The sequence below is a fragment of the Bradyrhizobium cedriense genome, assembly GCF_054602315.1.
Map to the genome: position 1 here is coordinate 199,267 of NZ_JBTSWB010000004.1, position 21,606 is coordinate 220,872.

The following is a 21,606-nucleotide window of genomic DNA, read 5'->3' on the forward strand; positions in this document are numbered from 1 at the left end:
ACGAGAGACGTGGGTTTGCGATCGCGCTTTCGGGGAGGAGGCAAGGCTGGGACTCGTCTTACGCTGAACACGTCCCATCAACGCAAACGGCCGGCATTTCGCCGGCCGTTGTCGAAATAAATCGGATGCGAGGCGGCTCAGACCGCGGACGTGATCCACTGCTGAAGCTTCGCCTTCGGCGCGGCGCCGACCTGGCGCGAGGCCATCTCGCCGCCCTTGAAGATCATCAGGGTCGGGATCGACATCACGCCATATTTGGACGCGGTCTTCGGGCTCTCATCGACGTTGAGCTTCACGATCTTGACCTTGTCGCCCATCGCGCCGGCGATCTCGTCGAGGGCGGGCGCGATCATGCGGCAGGGGCCGCACCACTCGGCCCAGAAATCGACGACGACGGGGCCGTTCGCCTTGAGCACTTCGGCTTCGAAATCGGTGTCGGAAACCTTGCCAACGGCCATGGGAGTACCTCACTCGGTTGAAAGAATCGGCGCGGACGGGAATCGCGCCCGGGATCATGGCGTCAACCTATGAACGGCCCCTTGCCGGGTCAAGGACGCTCACGCTGAGATGAAGGGATGCCAGCGCCGCGTCCAGCGCGGGGGCTGAAATCTCCATATATTCAAGGGCCTCGGTCCAGAGCAGGACGGCCCTGACAGGTCTTTGGGGATAAAGCCGCGATAGCACCGCCCGGTACAGCGCGAGTTGCCGAATATAGCTGGCGGGCGCCGCGGCCGCGCTCTTGGGCGCCGCCTGGTTGGTCTTGAAATCGACGATCAGGACCTCCTCGGGTCGAACGACCAGCCGGTCGATCTGTCCCGACACCAGCGCCGGCGGCCCGCCCGGCCGTTCCAGCCTGCCGGCTATGGCGACCTCCGCCCGGCTGCCGGCGGCGAAGACCGGCGCAAAGCGCGGCTCGGCGATCAAGGCGAGCACCTTTTCGGCGAGTGCGGTGCGGTCGGCTTCCGCCCAGTCCGAGGCATTTCGCGTCATGAAGCCGAGCGCGGCCTCGCGCCGGCGGTCGGGGGCGATGTCGGGCAGGGATTGCAGGAGGCGGTGCACCAGCGTGCCGCGCTGCAGCGCCAGAGCACGGGATTGCACCGATTCGCCTGATCGCACGCTACGGCCTTCCTCGGCAGACTGGCCGGACGGTCGCACGGGATCCTCCTCGGCGGCCTCGTGCGGCGCCGGCACCCGCAGCCAGTCCGGCAGGACGATCTCCTGATCCAGGGCCGCCGCCGGCGTGCCGAGCGCCACGACATCCTCCGGCCGGGCGAACCGGGTCACCTTGCCGAGCGGCGTCTCGATCACCTGCTTGTCGAGGCTCGAGCCGGCGAGCCCGGTGTCGACCAGGTCGTACCAGCTCAGCTTGCGGACGGTCTTCATGTTGCCGGGCATGCAGCCGCCGACGATCAGCCGGTCGGCCGCGCGCGTCATCGCGACGTAGAGCAGGCGGCGGTACTCGTCTTCCGTCTCCTCCAACATCGCCTTGCGCGCCTCGGCGACCGGCTTGGGATCGTCCGCCTTGCGGCCGGCCCAGACCACCACCTCGCCGCCATTTCCGCGGGGCACGTGGATCAGCCGAACCCGCTGCGAGTCCGCAGGCGACGATGTCGTGTCGACCATGAACACGACCGAGGCCTCCAGGCCCTTGGCGCCATGCACGGTCATCACCCGCACCTCGTCGCGCGAGATCTCCATGTCGCGCTTCACCTCGGTGTCGGCTGAACGCAGCCAGGCCATGAGACCCTGCAGCGACGCCGGCGCCTTGCGCTCGTAGTTCAACGCCAGCTCCAGGAATTCGTCGAGCGCATCATTGGCCTCGTGGCCGAGACGGCGCAGGATGCGCGCGCGTCCGCCGTCGCCGCCGAGCAGCCAGGCATAGAAGGCGAACGGCGTCTCCTCGCGCGCACGAATCTCGCAGGCCTCCAGGCGTCGCAACGCCGTGGCGAACTTTTCGCATCCAACCGCCTGTTCGCCGAGCGCGCGGCGAAGCGATCCCGTGCGATCATGGGCCAGCTGAAACAGGGCATCGTCATCGAGCCCGAACAGCGGGCTCTTCAGCGCCACCGCGAGCGCGAGATCGTCCTGCGGCAGCAGCAGCGCGTCGGCAAGATTCATCAGGTCGATGATCGCGATGTGCTCGGTCAGCTTGAGCCGGTCGGCGCCGGCAACGGGGATGTTGGCGTGCTTCAACGCCTGGATCACGGCGTCGAAGGCGTTGCCGCGCCGGCGCACCAGGATCAGCATGTCGCCGTAACGCAGCGGACGCCGCTCGCCCTCGTGCCCCGTCAGCGTGCCGCTCTCGACCAGCCGCTTGATCTCGGCCTGGATGCGGCGGGCGAGCTTGACCTCGGGGCTGGTGACGGCGACGCCGTCGAACGGCGCGCGCCAGCCTTCGATGTCCTGCCTGTCGTCAGCCTCGGCGAGGTCCCACAGCTCGATCACGCTCGGGCCTGCGTCGGCGAGCGCGTTGTGCAGGGGATGACCGGTCTCGACCGAATGGATGCTTTTGTAGATCTGGGGATCGCGGAAGACGTGGTCGACCGAGTGCAGGATCGTCGCGCCCGAGCGGAACGAATAGGTGAAGGCGACCGGATCGAACTTCAGCCCGGCCGCGGTGAACTTGCGGTGCAGCTCGCGCCGGCGCGCATCGAACTCGTGGGGCGCCGCCCCCTGGAAGGAGAAGATCGACTGCTTCTCGTCGCCGACGGCGAACACCGTGCGGTTCAGCCCCTCGCGCGCGCCTTCGCCGGCCGTGAACTCGGAGATGATGTGTGCAACGATGTCCCATTGCCGCGGGCTCGTATCCTGGGCCTCGTCGATCAGGACGTGATCGACACCGCGGTCGAGCTTGTAATGCACCCAGCCCGATGCGACGCGGTCCAGCATCGCCAGCGTCTTGTCGATGAGGTCGTCGTAGTCGAGCAGCCCGCGCTCCTGCTTCTCGCGGCGGTAATTCGCGGCGGCAGCGGTCGCGATGTGCAGCAGGGCGGCGGTGCGGTCGCGAACCGTGACCGCGCGGCGCTTCTCGATCAGCCCTGCAAGGCGCTGCGCCTCGGCTTCGAACAGGCGCGCAACGGACGGATTGTGGTCGCAGAACTTCTTGGTCAGCACCGCCTTGCGCGGCAGCTTCTCGTCGGTGAGGAAGACGGACAGATAAGCATCGACCTGATCGCCGCCGGAGAACACCTTTGCCGCGCGCAGGCGCCCCGCCTGGTCATTGTCCGATTTGCTGCCGTCTGCCAGCGCGAAGGCGATGTCGTTCCAGCGTGAGCGCGGCAGGAACGGGCCGTCGAGAATCTCCGTCTCGACGTCCTCGATGCGGTCGCTCACGTCGACGCCCAGCACCGCAGCCATCTGCGCCGCTGCGGCTTCCGCGTTGCCGGCCTCGTCGGTCCAGGCCATGAAGTGATCGCGGCTGAGGCACGCTTCGCGCACCACCTCCTTGAAGGTGACGTCGGCGGCGCTCGCCATCGCAGTCAGGAGCGCGCGTCCGGTCACGCTCTCGGGGGCGCGCGCTGCCTCCAGCAGCACCTTCAGATTGGCGCGCTCCATCATGTCGGTCTGGTCGCGCTCGTCGATCACGGCAAAGCGCGCCGGCACGTTGGCCTCGAATGGAAACTGCTGGAGCAGGCGCGTGCACAGCGCGTGGATGGTCTGTACCTTCAGCCCGCCCGGGGTTTCCAGTGCGCAGGCAAACAGCTTTCGCGCATCGCGGCGCAGCTTTGCGTTGGGATGGGGGATGCCGACCGCAACAATAGCCTTCGTGAGCGCATCATCGTCCAGCGTCACCCAATGCCCGAGCGTGGTGAACACACGCTCGGCCATGTTGGCCGCGGCGGCCTTGGTGAAGGTGATGCAGAGGATCTTTTCCGGCGGCACGCCCGACAGCAGCAGGCGGATCACGCGCTGCACCAGCACATGCGTCTTGCCCGAGCCGGCATTGGCCGACACGAAGGCCGAGGCGGTCGGATCGGACGCACGCGCCTGCCGCGCGCGCACCTCATCCGGGATGGGGCGGGGCGCCTTCACCATTCCTCGATCCCCAATCCTCCGGCGGCGGACCATTCCTTGATCCGGGCGAGGTCGTCATAGGTGCCGTAGCGATTGGTCCACATCGGGAGATTCAGCGAGGTGTAGGGCTGATTCTCGTCCTCGAAGGCGCGGATCAGCGCTTCCAGCTTGGCCCGCGCCTCGGCTGCCGCCGTGTCCGGCGGCTGCGGCTCGTCGCCTTGCTTGTACTTGAGCTCGAGGATGCGCTCCTCGCCCGGCGGGTTGTTGCCGCTGAGGCGGACATAGACGAGCTGGCTCACGGAGGAGCCGGCATCTATATCGGGGAAGCCGCCCTCGCGCAGGATCGCCGCCTCCAGCGTGAGCTGCGGTGACAGGCCCATGCGGACCTGCTTGCCGGTCGGCGGCTGCCCGGTCTTGTAGTCGAGAATGGCATAGCCGCCGCCCTGGTGGCGTTCGATGCGGTCGGCGCGTGCGGAGAGGCGGAAGCTGCGCGCGTTGTCGAGCGTGATCGAGATCTCGCCCCGGGTCTCGGCGGTGATGGCCTCGATTGCGTCGCGCCGCACCGTCTCCCATTCGCCGAACCAGCGCGCGATGCGCTGGAACCGCGGCCACCACAGCGCGCGCGCCTCGGGGCGCTCCATCAGCGGCGCAAAATGCTTCTCGCCGATCGCGCGAAGCACCCGCGCCGGATCGTCGGGCAGACGCGCGGCATAGGTTTCCGTGAACTCGCCGAGCGCATTATGAATCGCCGAGCCGCGGTCGGCGGCCGAGAGCGGCATGTCGACCGGATCGAGCGCATCGAGCCGCAGGATGCGTTTGGCGTAGATCGTGTAGGGATCGCGCAGCCAGTCTTCAATCTCGGTGACGGACATCCTGAGCGGCCGCGTTGCGCGCGGCGGCCGCGGCTCCGGCTGCTTGATCGGTCTGACCTCGTCGGGCTGGTCCAGCGCGGCCGCGAACTGCACATATTTCTCGCCGGCACGGACCGCCCCTTTCCAGTGTTCGTCGCCCGCGACCGCCTCCAGCCGATGCAGGAAGCGCGATGCGACCGCCGGCGCGCCGCCGGCCTTGGCGGAATGAGTGAGGATCACTTCATCGCCACCGAGCAGCTGCGCGAAGTCATGGGCGGAGAGGCCGATGCGGCGCTCCGGCAGGTCGAGACCCAGCTCGTGCCGCATCGGCCGGCTGAGCCAGGGATCGATGCGCGGCGCCGGCGGCCAGATGCCTTCGATCAGGCCGCCGATGATGATGCGGTCGGCCTGCATCAGGCGCGATTCCAGCGGGCCGTAGATCTGCAAGCGCGCGCCCGGCCTGTCCCGTCGCCGCACCGCGCGATCGCTGAATGCGGTCTGGAAGACATCGGGATAGTCAGGCAACGACACCATCAGTCCGCTGGTCGTGCCGCCGCGCAGGAGATCGTCGAAGGCACTGGCCAGCGCGAGACCGTCGCGATCCTCGAAGGCGAGCGGAGTGCCGTGCTCGTCGCGCGACAGTTCGATCATGATCTCGCGGTGACGGCGCGCGAGTTCGGCGAAGTCATACGGTTTTGAAGAGGCCAGGCTCTCGATCGGCGCCAATGCCCTTTGCAGGGCGTCGATCAGTGCCTGGATGCGATCGAGATCCTCCGCCTTGAGACGCGCTCGTGGCTCGGCGCGGTGCAGCGCAGAGACCTCGCTGCGCCACAGTTTTGCGAGCTCCTCGCGGAAACGGTTGAATTCGCGCAGGAGGCCTGCGGTGCCCGCCGGTGGGCGCGTGCCGCGCAGCACCGCCAGCTCGAGACCTTCGATTGCCATCCTCCACGCGCCGGGCGCGCGGCCCAGTCGGCATAACGGATGCTTCAGCATCGCCAGCAATGTCGGCGGCTCCAGCCCCTTTGTCGCCGCCTCTGCCGCAAGACGCGTGAAAGTGCCGGCGGATGTTTCCATCAGGACGTCTCCGCCGGAATCGTCGAAAGCGAGATTCCATCGGGTCAGAGCCGCCATCACCCGCCGCGCCAGCGCGCGATCGGGTGTCACCAGCGCCGCCGATTTGTCGAGATGCCGCGCCTCGCGCATCGCGACGGCGATCGCGAGCGCTTCCATTTCAGGATTGGGGGCCTCGACGACCGCGAAGTGTTTCATGCCCGCAGTGATCTTGGCGGCCACGTCAGGGTGCTTCAGCCGGTCATGCCAGACTTCCGTCTTGGCGGATGGCCGCATCGACTCGGACGCCAGGAGATCGCGGCCGCCTTCTGCCGACGGTGCCAGCAGCTCGACATCGCTCCGCTTGATGCCGAAGCGTTGCAGCAGTGCATGCATCGCATATTGCGGATGGTTCGAAGCCGGATGCTCCGCGAACTTGCCGAGCGCATCGCGGACGCCGCCGATGCTACGCCAGGCGTCATCGTCGAGATCGATGTCGAGGCCTGGCAGCACCACGGCGCCATGCGGCAGCGATGCGACTGCATGCAGGAATTTTGCCGTCGCCGGCATCGAACCGGTCGAGCCCGCTGCGATCACGGGCCCGGTCGGGTGCGCGGTCAGGCGCCTCGCTTCCGCCGCGATCAGAAGGTCGCGCCGTGCGGCCGGCTCGATCCGGTTAATCTCGGCGAGATGACCTGGCCAGGCAATGCGTGCGATGCGCAGGAATTCGAGGGAGTGCTGCCAATAGCGATCGAGCTGGTCGGGCACGAGACCATCGAGTGCGCTCCAGTCGACGCCGCGCGTGACCATGTCGTCGATCAGGCGCGCGAGGTCGCCCGCTAGCGCAAGTGTCGAGGCCGGGCCGCCGACCACCAGCGGCGAGAGCACCGGACCCTTGGCCCAGGCGGCGACGAGCTGCGCCAGCGTGAGCCGCCGTTCCAGCTCGCCCAGCCGTGGCGGAATGTCGAGCGGCGCCGCGGAGAACTGTTCGCTCTCGTGGGCGAAAGCGAGCTCGTCCTCGTCGATATCGCCGAGCGCGACGATGCGCGGCAGCACGACCGCATCCGCCTTCATCTCGTCGAGGAAAATCTCGCGGACGACGCGCATCGCGCGCCTCGTCGGCAGATAGAGCGTGGCATCGGCAAGCCGCGCCGGATCCTTGCGCGCCTCGAAGCCGTCCACCAGCCGGCCGTCGAGCAGGCTCGAGACGACCGTGCGCAGGAACGGAACTGAGATTGGAACGCTGAAAACGCGCATGGGCTGCCTGATTCGAGATCTGGGCAATATAGGGAGGCGGACTCAAATGGTCATGCGTTGGGGCGAGGTCTTCCCCGCTGTTCGCCAGGCTGACAGGTGTCATCATCCGCGAAGGCGGATGATCCAGTACTCAACAAGCAGCGTGGTTGGAGCGAGAGAGGCCGCGGCGTACCGGATGCCCCGCCTTCGCGGGGGCATGACAGCATGGCCTATGCCACGCTCTCCAGAAACGCCTCTTCCGCCGCACGCACCGCATCAGGCGTGCCGACATGCATCCAGACGCCGTCGAGCCGCAGGCCGAACAGGCGCTCCTCCTCCTCGGCGCGGTCGAACATCCTCGTCAAGGAAAACTCGCCCTTGGGCGCATCGGCGAAGATCGTCGGCGACAGGATCGCAGCGCCGGCATAGACGAAGGGGACGATCTCCTTCTCCTTGCGCTTGCGCAAGGCGCCGTCGGGCAACATGGCGTAATCACCACGGCCGCTATAGCCGATGCTGGTCGCCGTCGGCGCCATCAGAAGCAGGATGTCCATGCGCGTGGGATCGAAGTTTTCCGCAAGCCGTGTCAGGTTGGAGCGCACGCCGTCGATCCACAGCGTGTCGGAATTGACGTGGAAGAACGGGGCGTCGCCGAGCAACGGCAGCGCCTTGACGACGCCACCGCCGGTGCCGAGCACCTGGTCGCGCTCGTCGGAGATGGTCACGTGCGGATGCCGGCGCGACGCGGTGTGATTGACGATCTGGTCCGGCAGGTAGTGCACGTTGACCACCGCATCGGTCACGCCGGCCTGACCGAGCTTGTCGAGCACATGGTCGAGCAGCGGCTGGCCGGCCACGGGCACCATCGGTTTAGGCATCTTGTCCGTCAACGGACGCATGCGCAGGCCGAACCCTGCGGCGAGCACCATGGCTTTGGTCGGTTTGACGGGCATCCTTCGCTTTCTCGGACCTTACGCGTTCGCCGCAATCCTAGCACGGGCCTCGATCGGCCGCACTGCATCTCGACCGCCTTAGCCAGCCGCCGTGACGGTTGTACGACGGGTGTTGCCATCACGCTCCAATGGCTGTGGAGCGCGCCTTTTTCTTCTTCTCGCCGACCTTGAGGAAATTGACGCCGATCTGGTCGCCGTTGACCCAGGCCAGCTCGCAACGCCGGTACGCAAGCCCCGTGGACGACAGCAGGAGAAAGAACTCCTTCAGGTGCAGGCCCTCGACGGAGCCGTCGATGGTCAGCTTGGCGCCCGTTTCGGAAACGTCCTCCATGGTGCAATCGCGCCGCCAGGTGCCGTCGATGCCCATCATCTGGGCCGGAATCCCGCGTTCGAAAACAACCCGGTTGTTGCCGCGCTGATCCGCCTTCGCCGCCATCTGCCCTTGCTCCAGCCCCGTCATCATCCGGCAGCTTCATCGCCAGAATAGCGACGTCTTGGCTAACGGCTGGTAAATCGGGCCCTGAATCAGCCTCGAGGGGGCGGCACGTTGGCGAGATACCAGTCGCGCAAGGCGCCGAGCGCGGGATGCGCCAGCGAGCGCTGGAGATAGGTCCAGATCCGCGGCTGGTGGCGCAGATAATGCGGCTTGCCGTCGCGGCGGTTGAGGCGGGCGAAGGTGCCGAGCAGGCGCGTGTTCCGCTGCGCCGACATGACGGCGTAGAGCTCGGCAAAACCGGCCGCATCGAAGCCGGCGTCGGCAGCGCGCCGGGCCTTGATGTAGCGCGACAGCAGCGTCAGCTCGAGCGTCTCCGGCACGTCGATGCGCGCGTCCTGGAGCAGCGACACCACGTCGTAGGATTGCGGTCCGAGCACGGCATCCTGGAAATCGATCACGCCGACGCGCTCGATGCCGGTGCGATTCCCGAGCCAGATCAGGTTGGGCGAGTGATAGTCGCGGATGACCCATGTCTTCGGTGCCGCCAGCGGCTTCTTGAGCAGCTCGCGCCACATCGCGAAGAATTCCGCGCGCGCCGCCTCGCTCAGCGGCCAGTTTCGATCAGGCAGATACCATTCCGGCATCAACCCGATTTCGATCAGCAGCGCTTCGGCGTCGAAGACAGGAATGGCGTAGGTCTGATCCGCCAGCGGCAGTGTTTCCGGCAGCGTCTTGCCATGCAGCACGGCCAGCACATCGGCGGCGGCCTCGTATCGCTCGGCGATCGGGCACGGCGGATCGCCTTCGATCACGCTGTCGCTGCCAAAATCCTCGGTGATCAGGAAGCCATGACCGAGGTTGGAATGATGGATCGCGGGCGCGGAGATGCCCTGCGCGCGCAGGCCTTCGGCGATGGCGACGAAGGGTTTGACGTTCTCGGCCAGATGTACCGCGGCGCTGTAGGACTTTCCGTTGTAGAGGGCCGCGCCGTCGGGCCGCTGCGGGAAGTTCATGAGGATGACGATTTCGTCCTCGCGCAGGAGGCGTGCATAGGAGCGCGTGGAGGCGTCGCCGGCCATGCGCTTGCGCGTCGCATCCATGTAGCCGGATACATCGAGGAATTCGCGCAGCGCCTGCAGCCGCGCAACGATGGCGGCGGCTCTGCCGTAGCCGGTGATGTCGGCGGCGCGCGCACTCGAGCCCAGCGCCGGCCGGTGCGTCAGCGCGATGTCGATGCGATCTTCAGGCATTGCCGACGGTGCGCGCTCGGGCCATTCGATCAGGACGAGCGTGGCATCCGGGAGCGGCGCCAGCCCGATCTCCTCGAGCTCGCCCTCGTCCTCGACGCGGTAGAGATCGGCATGCATCACCGGGAAGGGCGGCAGCTCGTAGCCCTGCACCAGCGTGAAGGTCGGGCTCGGCACTTCCAGCGCGTCGTCGCCGGCGAGGTAGCGGATCAGGCTGCGGGCCGCCGCGGTCTTGCCGGCACCGAGATCGCCGGTGAGGGTGATGACATCACCGGGACCGACCAGCAGCGCGAGATCGGCCATCAGTTGCGCAGTGGCCGTCTCGTTGTGGAGCGCGACCGAGAATGTGGTTGGTTCAGTCATTCGGCGGCGTCGCGATGCGCCGCCTGGTCGGTCGGGAAATCGCAGATCACGACCGTGCCCCGGCCGACGATCGAATCCACCCGCACCTTGCCGCCATGCAGCTCGACGAAGGAGCGCACCAGCGACAGGCCGAGCCCGGCACCGCGGTGACGCGAGCCCTGCGAGCGGCTTTCGAACCAGTTGAACACCTTGTCCTTCATGTCGGCAGGTATTCCAGGTCCCGAATCTGTCACGGTGAAGACCACGCTGCGCTCGGTGCGCCGCGCGCTGATCCCGACGGTGGAATCCTGTGGAGAAAACCCGACGGCGTTGGCCAGGAGGTTATAGAGCACCTGCACCACGCGCTTCTCGTCGCCGGTGAAGCTGCCGATATCAGGCGCGATCTCGACCTTGAGGCGGATTCGGTCGGTGGCGAGCCGGTCCTGAATGCCCTCGGCGGCGAGCTCGATGGCCTTGCTGACGTCGACCTGTCCGAGTTCCAGCTTCATCGCACCGGCGTCGATGGTGGCAAGATCCAGGATGTTGTTGGTGAGCGCGAGCAGCGCGTTGGTCGATTTGGTGACGTAGTCGAGATATTCGGCCTGCTTCGGCGTCAGCGGCCCGGTCGAGGGATCGCTGAGGAAATGCGCAAAGCCGATGATGGTGGTGAGCGGCGAGCGCAGCTCGTAGGAGACGTGGTGGACGAAATCCACCTTCATCTGGTCGGCGGCCTCCAGCGCCTCGTTGCGCTCGCGCAGCGCGCGCTCGACATTCTCGGTGTCGGTGATGTCCTGGAACGTCAGCATGGTGGCGCCGTCGGGCAGCGGCCGGATCATGCCGTCGAGCACGCTGCCGTCCTTGCGCTCCAGCTTCAGCGGCACGTCGGCGCGGTTTTCGATCGAGGTGATGGCCTCGCGGATCTGGCGCCAGACCGCGGGATCGTCGAACAGCTGATGGCACCAGCCTTCCACCGTCTGGATATGCGGCTCGTCGCGCATGGCGTCGCTCGAGAGCTTCCACATCCGGACGAAGGCCGGATTGAACAGCTGCGCCTTGCCGTTGCTGCCGAACACCGCGACGCCCTCGGCGAGGCTGTCCAGCGTCTCGCGCTGAACGCGGATCAGCCCGTCGAAGCGGCGGGCGAGGTCGAGGCTTTCGGTGACGTCGTCGAACAGATAGGTGACGCCGCCCTCGGGATTCGGCGTGGTGACGACCGAAAGCGCCCTTCCGTCGGGCAGGAACCAGGTGTCCTTGGCGGTCTCCACCGCGCGATAGGCCTCGTGCAGTTTTGCTTTCCAGGCACGGAAATCCGGCTGCTCCGGCAATTTGCGCGCAGCGCGGAGCTGGTCGAGCACGCTGGAATCATCGGGATTGGCGTCGAGGAAGGCGCGGTCGAGGTCCCACAGCCGCCGATAGGAATCGTTGTAGAAGGCGAGCCGGCGCTGGCCGTCGAAGACGGCAACGCCGGAGGAGAGCTGGTCGAGCGTGCGTCGATGCGCCTCCGCCATTCGCAGGAGCGCCGAGCTCAGCGCAACCGCCTCGCTGGCATCGATGGCGACGCCGACGCTACCGCTGCCGACATTGACCGCGCGCACGTCGTAGATGCGCCGCTCGCCGCCGATCACGATCGGCAACCGTGAAGTGAAGCTGGCTGCATCCTTCAGCCCCCGCTCCATCGCGGTGCGGTCGGCACTGTCGAGCAGTTCCAGCTTGCGCTCCTGCGCGTCGGTGGCGCTGTTTGCCTCGGTGGCGCGCACATAGGCCGGATTGGCGTAGGTCAGGGCGCCGTTCTCGCCCTTGGCCCAGATCGGCCAGGGTGCGGCGGCGGCGAAGCCGCGCAGCATCTCGGTCTCGTCGGAGAGCGCCTTGTAGCGCAGATTGGTCTCGGCCAGATCGCGGCGCAGTCCGGAGAGTTCGCGAATGCGGACAATGGCCTGGCCGCCGATGGCGCGGCCGATCGCTTCCAGCGTATGGCCGTGCGCGGTGGTCAGCGTCAGCTGAAACCCGTCGCCGCGGTCGCGCAAGGCATCGATGGCGTGGTCCATCTGGAGCGCGGGTTCCGGCGGCAGCCAGGTTCCGAATGCGAGCACGCGCTGCGGCGAGGAATCGCGCGGCAGCACCATCGAGATGTCGCCGGCAATCTGCGCACGGCTGTCGCCGGCCGGCCAGGAGATCAGGATCTGCGGCTCGGCGAACAGCAGCGCGCCGAAGCGGTCGGCCTGGAGTTGCAGTTCCCCGATCCGGGCGCGCAGCCGCGTCTCGTTCTTTGCGGTGCGCACGCGCGTGCGCATCAGGAGAATTGCGGCCACCACCGAAAAGCCGAGCAGGGCCAGCGCGGTGGCGAGCACCGCGAGTTCCTGCCGGTTGAAATCCAGCATGACGGAGAGGGTGTCGATGACATCGGAGGCCTCGGCCGGCGCAGCCGGCAGCAGCGCTGCGAGAGCGCTCCCCACCAAGCCGTTGCGCACCAAGGATGTGCACGACAGCAGCGTCCGACGCATCGACACGATCACGCCTGACATAGTTGCCCCAAGATCGCACGGATTTGCGCGCGGCGACCCCCGTCGCGCGCGAATCAAAAGACAATACCCTCACCGCGACTCCCGCGGTAAGAGTCCAGATCGTGAACGCGAAGGCGAGCCCGCAAAAATGCCGGGCGCGGTGTTCCAGCTCACGCTGTTCTTCGGGTGATTCGCGTGGAGCTGTCGCGCGTTAGCGGCCGGTCGAGCCGAAGCCGCCGGCGCCGCGATCGGTTGCGGACAATGTCACCACCGGAACCAGCGCGGCCTGCACCACGGGCGCGATCACCATCTGAGCGATGCGCTCGCCGCGCTTGATCACGAATTGCGCCGCGCCGTGGTTGATCAGGATCACCTTGATCTCGCCGCGATAGTCCGCGTCGATCGTGCCCGGCGAGTTCAGCACGGTGACGCCGTGCTTGGCGGCGAGCCCCGAGCGCGGCCGCACCTGCGCCTCGTGCCCGGGCGGCAATGCGATCGCAAGACCCGTCGGCACCAGCGCATATTGGCCCGGGGCGAGCGTCAGCGGTTCGCGCTCCGGAACGGCTGCCATCAGGTCGAGACCGGCGGCCTCGCTGGTCTGATAGGCCGGCAGCGCCAGACCTTCGGCATGGGCGAGGCGTTGCAATTCGACCGTGATTGTGACGCTCAAGATGCCGGCTCCCGGGATTTGTCGGCCACGCTCTTTGCGACATGCGCGACCAGCTCGATGGCGACCTGTTCCTTGTTCATCACCGGCCAGGAATCAACTGTAATCTCGCCGTCCTCGCGGCTGAGGAGGTGGACCGTGTTGCGATCGCCGCCCATTACGCCGGTCGCCGGCGACACGTCGTTGGCGACGATCCAGTCGCAGCCCTTGCGCGCGAGCTTTGCCTTGGCGTTCTCGATGAGATGCTCGGTCTCGGCGGCAAAGCCGATCACCAGCGACGGGCGCTTCTCGGTGAGCTTCGAGATCGTGGCGAGAATGTCGGGGTTTTCGACGAGCTGAAGCGGCGGCATGCCGGCCGCGGTCTTCTTCAGCTTCTGCTCGCCTTCATTGGCGACGCGCCAGTCGGCGACGGCAGCGGCGAAGATCGCGATGTCGGCGGGAAGCGCCGCCTGCACCTGCTCCAGCATCTGCCGTGCCGATTCCACATGCTTCACCGTCACGCCCGGGGGATCGTCGAGGTCGACGGGGCCGCTGACCAGGATCACCTCGGCGCCGGCGGCCTGCGCGGCTGCGGCAATGGCAAAGCCCTGCTTGCCCGAGGAGCGGTTGGCGATGTAGCGCACCGGGTCGATCGGCTCGTGGGTGGGGCCTGCGGTGATCAGCACGCGCTTGCCGGCCAGCGGGCGCGGCACCGGTGGCCGCAGCAGCCGCTCGGCGGCATTGGCGATCTCGATCGCTTCCGACATGCGCCCGGTTCCGGCTTCGCCGGCTTCGGCCATTTCGCCGGAATTCGGTCCGATCAGCACCGCGCCGTCGCGCTGGAGCTGCGCGACGTTGCGCCGCGTCGCTGCATTGTTCCACATCAGCGGGTTCATCGCCGGCGCGAGCAATACCTTGCGGTTGGTGGCGAGCAGGATGGCGCTGGCGAGATCGTCGGCATGGCCATTCGCCATCTTCGCCAACAGGTCGGCCGTCGCCGGCGCCACCACGATCAGGTCGCAGTCGCGCGCGAGGCGAATATGGCCGGCGTCGAACTCGCTCTGCGGGTCGAACAGATCGGTATAGACGCGCTCATGCGAGAGCGCGCTCGCAGCCAGCGGCGTGACGAATTGCTGCGCCGCCTTGGTCAGCACGCAGCGGACCTCGATGCGGCGCTCCTTGAGCCTTCGGATCAGGTCGAGCGATTTGTAGGCCGCAATCCCGCCGCCGATGATCAGGGTGATGCTGGCCTCGGGAACTGCTCCGGTGCGTTGAGCTGCCGGAGCTGATGATGATGCAGGCGGGACCGCAAACGGCGTCAGCGGTTCCTCGCGGCCCTCGATCAGCTCCCGCAGGATGACCCGGACCTCTTCCTCGACCGATCTGCGGTTCTTGGCCGAGCGCAGCCGCAGATAGGTTTTGACGCCATCGTCGAGCTTGCGGATGGTCAGGCTTGCCATGACGCCCTCCGGCACAAAATGATATCGATGATATCAATCATGTGATTGCAATGCAATCACAGATTCCGGACGGCGATCAGGATGCCGATGAATGTCGCGGCGATGATCCAGAGCGCCACGGTGCGCCCGCGGTTCTTGCGGCCCTCGCTGCGCCCCATGGCCGCGATGCTTTCCGGCGACAGCCTTATCCCGTCCCGCGTCATGGTCTCGAGCTGCTCGAGGACCTTTACCGAGCGCTCGGCGATTTCGGGCAGGCGCATCAGCACGCGTGCGATGTCGCCGGTCCCGGCCAGCGCGCCCTGCACCCGGCCGATCGGCCCGAGATTGCGTTCGATCCATTCGCGCACCACGGGGTCGGCGATCCTCCAGATGTCGAGCTTGGGATCGAAGCCGCGCGCCACGCCCTCGACCACCACCATGGTCTTCTGCAGCAGGATCAGCTCGGGCCGCGTGGTCATGTCGAACAGGCCGGTGACCTCGAGCAGCAGCGTCAGCAGCCGCGCCATCGAGATCTCCTCGGCGGTGCGGTTGTGGATCGGCTCGCCGATGGCCCGGATGGCCTGGGCGAAATTTTCGACCGAATGGTGCGCGGGCACATAGCCCGCCTCGAAATGCACCTCGGCGACGCGGCGATAGTCGCGGGTGATGAAGCCGAGCAGGATCTCGGCGAGGAAGCGCCGCTCCTTCATGCCGAGCCGGCCCATGATGCCGAAATCGACGGCGACGAGCCGGCCGGCATCGTCCAGGAACAGATTGCCCGGATGCATGTCGGCGTGGAAGAAGCCGTCGCGCAGCGCGTGCCGCAGGAAGCTCTGGATGATCTTGCGGCCGAGATCGGGCAGGTCGACCTGCGACTCGGCAAGGCGCTTGTGGTCGTTCAGCGCGATGCCGTCGATCCACTCCATCGTCAGCACGTTGTGCGTGGTGCGGTCCCAGTCGACGGCGGGAACGCGAAAATCCGGATCGTCGCGCGTATTTTCCGCCATCTCGGACAGCGCGGCGGCTTCCAGTCGCAGATCCATCTCCATCGCGACTGAGCGCGACATGGTGTTGATGACCTCGACGAGGCGCAGGCGCCGGGCCTCGGCCGAATACGCCTCGGCCTTGTGTGCGACGAAGAAGAAATCGGAGAGGTCCCGGCGGAAGCGCGCGGCGACGTTGGGCCGCAGCACCTTCACCGCGACCGCCTTGCGGATGCCGTCGCGCAACACTTCGGCACGATGCACCTGCGCGATCGAAGCCGCGGCAACCGGCGGGCCGAAGCTCGCGAACACGTCCTTCAGCTGCCGCTCCAGTGACGTCTGGATCGCCGCTTCCGCTTCGGCTTGCGGGAAGGGCGGCAGGCGGTCCTGCAGGCTTTCGAGGTCGCGCGCCATGATGACGCCGACCACGTCGGGGCGCGTGGCCAGGAATTGACCGAGCTTGAGATAGGCCGGGCCCATCCGCGTCAGCGCGCGCGAGATCCGGGGGCCGTCCTTGGTGCCGCGGCGTTCGACGAGGCGCGCCAGCTTCAACGCGAGCTGTCCCGGGGGCGGCACGAGGCTCGGATCGACCGAGCCGAACACGCCCTCGCGCGCGAACACGAGCGCGGCGCGGATCAGGCGCGCAGTATGGGTAAAGGCAGAGATCACAAACGCCAGCCCGAATGCAGTGCGACGATGCCGCCGGAGAGTGCCTGCCAGCTGACGCGGGAAAAGCCGGCCTCGCGGATCATGTCGGCGAAGGCGGCGGGCTTCGGAAACTTGCGGATCGATTCGACGAGATATTGGTAGGATTCGGCGTCCCCCGTGACCATGCGGCCGAGCGGCGGGATCACCTTGAACGAGAACAGATCGTAGAGCTTGTCGAGCCCGGGCATCTCCACGGTGGAGAACTCCAGACAGAGGAAGCGGCTGCCGGGCTTCAGCACGCGATAGGCCTCGCGGAGCGCAAGGTCGATGCGCGGCACGTTGCGAATGCCGAAGGCGATCGTATAGGCGTCGAAGCTGCGATCGGCAAAGGCAAGCGCTTCGGCATTGCCTTCGACGAAATCGACCTGGGTGTCGAGATGGCGCTTGGCGGCGCGCTCGCGGCCCACCGCCAGCATGTCGGAATTGATGTCGCAGACGGTGGCATGGAAGCCCGCACCGGCGGCCTTGGCGGCGCGGAACGAGATGTCGCCGGTGCCGCCGGCAACGTCGAGCAGCGCGAACGGCCGGTCGCCCCTCGGTGGGTCGAGCGCGTTGATCATGATGTCCTTCCAGACCCGGTGCAGGCCGCCGGACATCAGATCGTTCATCAGATCATAGCGCGACGCCACGCTGTGAAACACGTCGTTCACCAGCGTCTGCTTGTCCCCCAGGGGAACGTCCCTGAAGCCAAAATGCGTGGTTTCGCCCGGCCGATCCATTACTCTACTCCACTGGGCGGACCATAGCGTGCCCGCCGCAATGGCGCTATCACACCGCCCTCATAAGGTGAATGCCTGACCATGCCTGAATTGCCCGAAGTCGAGACCGTCCGCCGCGGCCTTCAACCCGTCATGGAGGGTGCGAAGATCCTTGCCGCGGAAGCCCGCCGGCCGGATTTGCGCTTTCCGTTCCAGCCGGACTTCGTGGCGCGGCTGAAGGGGCAGGTCGTCACCGGGCTCGGCCGCCGCGCAAAATATCTCATGGCCGACCTCGCCTCCGGCGACGTGCTGCTGATGCATCTGGGCATGTCGGGCTCGTTCCGTGTCATCAAGCCGGACAGCGAGGCCGCGCCCGGCGAGTTTCACTATCCACGGGCCAAGGATTCCGCGCATGACCACGTGCTGTTCCGGATGTCCTCGGGCGCCGACATCGTCTTCAACGACCCGCGCCGCTTCGGTTACATGAAAGTGATCGCGCGCAATGCGCTCGACGACGAGCCGCTGCTGCGCGGACTCGGACCCGAGCCGCTCGGCAACGAGTTCGACGCTGCGATGCTGGCGCGCTCCTGCGCCGGCAAGACCACCAGCCTGAAGGCGGCGCTGCTCGACCAGCGCGTGGTCGCGGGCCTCGGCAACATCTATGTCTGTGAAGCGCTGCACCGCGCGCATCTGTCGCCGCGGCGCATTGCTGCGACACTGTCGACGAAGAAGGGCGAGCCAACGGAACATGCCAAGCGATTGGTCGGCGCGATTCACACCGTATTGAACGATGCGATCAAGGCCGGCGGCTCCAGCTTGCGCGACCATCGTCAGACGTCAGGCGAACTCGGCTACTTCCAGCACTCGTTCAAGGTCTACGACCGCGAAGGCGAGAAATGCATGACGCCGGGCTGCGGCGGCACGATCAAGCGTTTCACCCAGAATGGTCGCTCGACCTTCTGGTGTCCGAGATGTCAGAAGTGAAGCCACAATCGTCTTTGCGAGGAGCTCTTGCGACGAGGCAATCCAGACTGTCTCCAAGGAGGGACTCTGGATTTGCTTCGCTGCGCTCGCAGTGACGATTGGATCGAGGACTTGAAAAGCGCGAAGCGAGGCAATCCGGCCGGGCTGGTGGCCGGATTGCCTCGTCGCTCGGACTCTTCCGGATAGCGGAGAGCCCGCCTGGCGTCTGAGCGATGGCCCCGCTCAGGACGCCAGGATCGTGGTTTCGTCTCCTGAAAGCTCGGTGGCCGCATGCAGCATGCTGTCGGCAGCCGACATGACCTGATCGATCAGCAGATGGGTCGTGGCCTCGATCTCGAGCCGGGTCTCGATCCAGCGCCAGAGGCCGCGGATCTCGGCCGCCGACTTGCCGTTCGGCGCGAATTCGCTCACGGCAAGACCATTCGCCAGCGCGTCCTGATGGTCGTTGCGCATTGCGATCAGCGGACGTGCGAGCACGTCAGCGAGGTCGAGCGCGGCTTCCTCGGAGAGGGTGCTGGCGGCGTGGTCGATGCGCTGGCCACGGATCGGCGTCTGGTTGAGCACGAAGCTGTACGGACGCTTCCAGGCGCGCGCGACGCTCAGCGTCGAGACGGTGGCTTCGATGTCGGCGACGCTCGGACGGGCCGGGATCAGGCAGAGATCGGAATGGCGGATCGCGGCGGTGGTCGCGGCGCTGAGACCGGCCGCGGTGTCGACGATCGCGAGCTGGAGTCCGCCGTCGGCGAGCATCTTCAGGCGCGGCTCGATGTTGGCGGCGTGATAGATCGGTTCGACGACGAGGTCGTCCGTGGCGCGTCGGCGCTGCCAGTTGGACAGGGTGCCTTGCGGGTCGGTCTCGATCAGGCGGACGGTAAAGCCGGCCTGCTTGGCGGCCAGCGCGAGGCCGATGGCGAGCGTGCTCTTGCCGCTGCCGCCCTTTTGGGTGGCAAGTACGATCGTGTGCATTGAAGATCAATCCTTTGGGGTGCTTCGGTCAGGAATACGCCACGCGAACGTGCATCGATCTCGATGCTGAGCTCTTCTCGCTCAGGACGTGCCGGCCCGATCCAAAGGGGATCGCGGAGGTCCGAATCAGGTAATGATGATGTCGGAACAGGGAATGCCAGCGAATCCGTAGCATTACCGGCCCCGTAGTCGTACGTATAATGACGCTCACGGCTGTGCTCTGTACTCAACGCAGCGCGTCACTTCGTGCCGCACCGCGTCCGGGACACGAGCGAATTGGGATTGCCGCGCGGCTTACTTCCTCACGCAGATCACGCGGACGACGGCGGCCTTCGCATCCGCCGACGTGCCGTTTGCGGAGACGCCGTTCGTCTTCAGGAAATCGCGCACCGTTTCCGCCGAGACCATCACGGCCTGCGAGGCCGGCATCGATGTCGTAGGTCCAGCAAGCATTGCCGGCTTTAGCAGCGCGATCCCGGCGAACTTGCCGTCGGCATCGATGGCCGGGCTACCGGAGAATCCGACCACCGGCGGCGGCGACAGAGCGAAATCGCTGCGGGTGAGCGGCGCCAGCGCAACCTTGAGGCTCGACACCCCGGCCGCGCCGCCCTGGCTCTGCGGATCGGCGATACCGACGACATCGACATTCGTTTTGCGGGCACCGGCCGCGAGGCTGAGGGGCTTCAGGCCGCGGGCGCCGTAGATGCGCAGCAGCGCGAGATCGCGCTCCTTGTCCTCGGCGATGCGGTCGGCGCTGCCGTAACCGCCGATCGTGATTGCAAGGCAGCCGTCGGTGACGAGGCGATCGGTGACGATCGCGCCGTCGTCGCTGACGACGATTCCGGTGCCGTATTCGACGGTCTTGCGTGGCGGCGGTCCCGCTTGCGGTCCGGATGGAAACGCATTGAACGCGCTCGACATCGCGATCACCACCGGCTCGACCGTGTTCTCTGTCGCCTGGTCGTAGAGGATCGTCATGGTGCGGACCTCGTCGCCCTTGAAGGTGCCGCGGACATAGAATTTCTTCAGGCCCTGCAATCCCGACAGCACGAAGAAGTCGGGCTTCACCACGGTATAGTCGACCTTACGCCCGGACGGCTCCTTTTCCAGATCGGCGAGCTTTGCCGAGGTCGGGGTCGCCTCCTTGCGGCGGCTGAGCAGCACCTGGACGGTTCCGGTCGGCGAGGTCCATTTCGAGCCGTTGGCGTCGCTTGCCTGCTGCGGCACCAGCTTGCCGGGGATGCCGAGCCGTGCGCCGCTGGTCGGCTCCGTCACGATCTTCCAGCCGACGCTCTCCTGTTTCTTTCGCGCCGCCTCGGCGAGCGCGGCGCGCTCTTGCGGATTGAGCACGCCGGTCGGCTTGCCGCCCTTGGCCTTCTGGTACTCCTTGATGGCGTTGACCATGCGTTCGCTGACGTCGCCGGTGATCGCGCCGTTATATTGGCCGACCCAGGCGAGGTCGGACTGCAGCGACAGCCGCTCTGCTTTTGCCATGGCATCGGCCGTCGCCGACGGCGTCTGCATCGCGGGAGGCTGGATCGGTACGGTCTGGACCGTTTTTGGCTTCGCGCCGGCCACTTGCGACGTCGTCATCTGGGCGTGAGCGCCCGTGGCGGCCGCAAACATCACTGTTGCCGCAAGCATCGATCTCATGACAAATCCAGCCAGCCCATTGAACGCATGCCATTGAAGCACATCTCGTTGGTCGCGAACAATGTTGGGGTGGTTCAGGAGTAAGAGAAGGTGCTGAGCCCGGACGAACTCGAACGCTATGCCCGTCATATCGTGCTCCGCGATGTCGGCGGACCCGGCCAGGCGGCGCTGAAGCGGTCCTCCGTGCTGGTGATCGGCGCCGGCGGGCTCGGCGCCCCGGCCCTGATGTATCTGGCCGCCGCCGGCATCGGCACGCTCGGCGTGGTCGACGACGACGTGGTGTCGCTGTCCAACCTGCAGCGCCAAGTCATCCACACCACGCCCGACATCGGCCGGCACAAGATCGAGAGCGCGGCCGAGCGGATTGCCGCGCTCAATCCGCATGTCCGCTTCGTCGGTCATGCCGCCTGGCTCAACGCCGACAATGCGCTCGGCCTGATCGGTGATTACGATCTCGTGCTGGACGGCTCCGACAATTTCTCAACGCGCTATCTCGTCTCCGACGCCTGCTTCTTCGCGAAGCGGCCGCTGATCACGGCTGCGCTCGGCACCTTCGACGGCTCGCTCACCACCATCCGCGCGCATGAGACGAACGAGCAGGGCGAGTTCAACCCGACCTATCGCTGCCTGTTTCCCGAGGCACCGCCGCCCGGCACCGTTCCAGCCTGCGCGGAGGCCGGCGTCATGGGGGCTCTGGCGGGTGTGCTGGGCTCGATGATGGCGCTGGAGGCGATCCGCGAGATCGTCGGCTTCGGCGAGGGCCTCGTCGGCCGCCTCCTGATGATCGATGCGCGCGCGATGCGTTTCGAGACGCTGCGCTACGGGCGCGATCCCGCCAATCCGCTCAACGGCGACGGGCCCGTGATCCGCGATCTCAGCGCCCATCGCACCTGATTGCC

15 protein-coding genes are annotated in these 21,606 nt (G+C 66.7%); 2 read left to right on the forward strand and 13 right to left on the reverse strand.

All coding sequences use genetic code 11. From position 1 onward, the window contains the following. Nucleotides 1–137: 137 nt before the first annotated feature. The 11 genes from trxA to ubiE form a co-directional block, all read right to left on the reverse strand. Nucleotides 138–458 carry a thioredoxin gene (gene trxA, locus ACYCVF_RS17685; protein ID WP_007598398.1) on the reverse strand — a complete coding sequence of 107 codons (321 nt, stop codon included), beginning with the start codon at nt 456–458 and terminating at the stop codon, nt 138–140. Nucleotides 459–525: 67 nt separating this feature from the next. Then, nucleotides 526–4,035: a double-strand break repair helicase AddA gene (gene addA, locus ACYCVF_RS17690; protein WP_459598376.1), complete on the reverse strand. Its 3,510-nt coding sequence runs from the start codon at nt 4,033–4,035 to the stop codon at nt 526–528. Then, nucleotides 4,029–7,172: a double-strand break repair protein AddB gene (gene addB, locus ACYCVF_RS17695; RefSeq protein WP_459598378.1), complete on the reverse strand. Its 3,144-nt coding sequence runs from the start codon at nt 7,170–7,172 to the stop codon at nt 4,029–4,031. Before addB ends, addA begins: the two co-directional genes overlap by 7 nt. Nucleotides 7,173–7,381: 209 nt before the next feature. Then, nucleotides 7,382–8,104: a nucleotidyltransferase family protein gene (locus ACYCVF_RS17700; RefSeq protein ID WP_459598380.1), complete on the reverse strand. Its 723-nt coding sequence runs from the start codon at nt 8,102–8,104 to the stop codon at nt 7,382–7,384. 118 nt (nt 8,105–8,222) lie between these two features. Continuing rightward, on the reverse strand, nt 8,223–8,540 hold the full coding sequence (locus ACYCVF_RS17705; protein WP_459599656.1) for a PilZ domain-containing protein: 318 nt from the start codon (nt 8,538–8,540) through the stop codon (nt 8,223–8,225). Nucleotides 8,541–8,629: 89 nt separating this feature from the next. Further along, nucleotides 8,630–10,150 (reverse strand): tRNA (adenosine(37)-N6)-threonylcarbamoyltransferase complex ATPase subunit type 1 TsaE, encoded by a 1,521-nt coding sequence (gene tsaE, locus ACYCVF_RS17710; RefSeq protein WP_459598382.1) that lies wholly within the window; start codon nt 10,148–10,150, stop codon nt 8,630–8,632. Further along, on the reverse strand, nt 10,147–12,651 hold the full coding sequence (locus ACYCVF_RS17715; RefSeq protein WP_459598384.1) for a sensor histidine kinase: 2,505 nt from the start codon (nt 12,649–12,651) through the stop codon (nt 10,147–10,149). The genes tsaE and ACYCVF_RS17715 overlap by 4 nt, the downstream gene beginning before the upstream one ends. Before the next feature lie 190 nt (nt 12,652–12,841). After that, entirely contained in the window at nt 12,842–13,300 is a 459-nt protein-coding gene (gene dut, locus ACYCVF_RS17720; RefSeq protein WP_459598386.1) for a dUTP diphosphatase, read from the reverse strand. Further along, nucleotides 13,297–14,736: a bifunctional phosphopantothenoylcysteine decarboxylase/phosphopantothenate--cysteine ligase CoaBC gene (coaBC, locus tag ACYCVF_RS17725; RefSeq protein WP_459598388.1), complete on the reverse strand. Its 1,440-nt coding sequence runs from the start codon at nt 14,734–14,736 to the stop codon at nt 13,297–13,299. The genes dut and coaBC overlap by 4 nt, the downstream gene beginning before the upstream one ends. A 56-nt stretch (nt 14,737–14,792) precedes the next feature. Beyond that, the gene (gene ubiB, locus ACYCVF_RS17730; protein WP_459598390.1) at nt 14,793–16,367 is read right to left on the reverse strand and encodes a 2-polyprenylphenol 6-hydroxylase; all 1,575 of its coding nucleotides are present in this window, start codon (nt 16,365–16,367) and stop codon (nt 14,793–14,795) included. Beyond that, entirely contained in the window at nt 16,364–17,125 is a 762-nt protein-coding gene (gene ubiE / locus ACYCVF_RS17735) for a bifunctional demethylmenaquinone methyltransferase/2-methoxy-6-polyprenyl-1,4-benzoquinol methylase UbiE (RefSeq protein WP_459598392.1), read from the reverse strand. Before ubiE ends, ubiB begins: the two co-directional genes overlap by 4 nt. An 81-nt stretch (nt 17,126–17,206) precedes the next feature. Between ubiE and mutM the strand changes: the two genes are divergently transcribed. Then, nucleotides 17,207–18,088: a bifunctional DNA-formamidopyrimidine glycosylase/DNA-(apurinic or apyrimidinic site) lyase gene (mutM, locus tag ACYCVF_RS17740; RefSeq protein ID WP_459598394.1), complete on the forward strand. Its 882-nt coding sequence runs from the start codon at nt 17,207–17,209 to the stop codon at nt 18,086–18,088. A 222-nt stretch (nt 18,089–18,310) separates the two neighbouring features. On the opposite strand, the gene ACYCVF_RS17745 is transcribed toward mutM, so the two are convergent. After that, complete coding sequence (locus tag ACYCVF_RS17745; RefSeq protein WP_459598396.1) at nt 18,311–19,054, reverse strand: nucleotide-binding protein; 744 nt, start codon at nt 19,052–19,054, stop codon at nt 18,311–18,313. Nucleotides 19,055–19,348: 294 nt separating this feature from the next. After that, nucleotides 19,349–20,707, reverse strand: coding sequence for a serine protease (locus ACYCVF_RS17750; RefSeq protein WP_459598398.1), 1,359 nt, complete (start codon nt 20,705–20,707; stop codon nt 19,349–19,351). Nucleotides 20,708–20,797: 90 nt separating this feature from the next. Here ACYCVF_RS17750 and ACYCVF_RS17755 point away from each other — a divergent pair, with 90 nt between their 5' ends. Further along, nucleotides 20,798–21,601, forward strand: a complete 804-nt coding sequence (locus tag ACYCVF_RS17755) for a HesA/MoeB/ThiF family protein (protein WP_459598400.1) — start codon at nt 20,798–20,800, stop codon at nt 21,599–21,601. Nucleotides 21,602–21,606 lie beyond the last annotated feature (5 nt).

Excerpts from the sequence above, each read along its gene's own strand:
- trxA (WP_007598398.1), bottom strand. The coding sequence starts at position 458 with ATGGCCGTTGGCAAGGTTTCCGACACCGATTTCGAAGCCGAAGTGCTC.
- addA (WP_459598376.1), bottom strand. The coding sequence starts at position 4,035 with ATGGTGAAGGCGCCCCGCCCCATCCCGGATGAGGTGCGCGCGCGGCAG.
- addB (WP_459598378.1), bottom strand. The coding sequence starts at position 7,172 with ATGCGCGTTTTCAGCGTTCCAATCTCAGTTCCGTTCCTGCGCACGGTC.
- ACYCVF_RS17700 (WP_459598380.1), bottom strand. The coding sequence starts at position 8,104 with ATGCCCGTCAAACCGACCAAAGCCATGGTGCTCGCCGCAGGGTTCGGC.
- ACYCVF_RS17705 (WP_459599656.1), bottom strand. The coding sequence starts at position 8,540 with ATGGCGGCGAAGGCGGATCAGCGCGGCAACAACCGGGTTGTTTTCGAA.
- tsaE (WP_459598382.1), bottom strand. The coding sequence starts at position 10,150 with ATGACTGAACCAACCACATTCTCGGTCGCGCTCCACAACGAGACGGCC.
- ACYCVF_RS17715 (WP_459598384.1), bottom strand. The coding sequence starts at position 12,651 with ATGTCAGGCGTGATCGTGTCGATGCGTCGGACGCTGCTGTCGTGCACA.
- coaBC (WP_459598388.1), bottom strand. The coding sequence starts at position 14,736 with ATGGCAAGCCTGACCATCCGCAAGCTCGACGATGGCGTCAAAACCTAT.
- ubiE (WP_459598392.1), bottom strand. The coding sequence starts at position 17,125 with ATGGATCGGCCGGGCGAAACCACGCATTTTGGCTTCAGGGACGTTCCC.
- mutM (WP_459598394.1), top strand. The coding sequence starts at position 17,207 with ATGCCTGAATTGCCCGAAGTCGAGACCGTCCGCCGCGGCCTTCAACCC.
- ACYCVF_RS17745 (WP_459598396.1), bottom strand. The coding sequence starts at position 19,054 with ATGCACACGATCGTACTTGCCACCCAAAAGGGCGGCAGCGGCAAGAGC.
- ACYCVF_RS17750 (WP_459598398.1), bottom strand. The coding sequence starts at position 20,707 with ATGAGATCGATGCTTGCGGCAACAGTGATGTTTGCGGCCGCCACGGGC.